The sequence below is a fragment of the Streptomyces colonosanans genome (genome assembly GCF_001866645.1).
GTDB lineage: Bacteria > Actinomycetota > Actinomycetes > Streptomycetales > Streptomycetaceae > Streptomyces > Streptomyces colonosanans.
On the sequence record NZ_MLYP01000148.1, the window covers coordinates 1 to 304 of the forward strand.

At 67.4% G+C, this 304-nt stretch carries 1 protein-coding gene; it reads left to right on the forward strand.

What is annotated here, in order from left to right:
* Window positions 1–304, forward strand: a 304-nt coding sequence (locus tag BIV24_RS30865; RefSeq protein ID WP_143064713.1) for a HAMP domain-containing protein, incomplete at both ends; no start/stop codon positions are given.

A 304-nucleotide genomic window follows, 5' to 3' on the forward strand; every position in this document is an offset into this window, starting at 1 on the left:
TGACCTGTCGCAGAAGGTCACCGTGGACGTCGCAGGCGAGATGCTGGAGCTGAAGAACACCGTCAACGGGATGGTGGACCAGCTGTCCGCCTTCGGCTCCGAGGTCACGCGGGTGGCGCGGGAGATCGGCGTCGAGGGCGAACTGGGCGGCCAGGCGCAGGTGACGGGCGCCGCCGGTACCTGGAAGGACCTCACGGACTCCGTCAACACGGCCTTCCGCAACCTCACCGGTCAGGTGCGCAATATCGCCCAGGTGACGACGGCCGTGGCCAACGGTGACCTGTCGCAGAAGGTCACCGTGGAC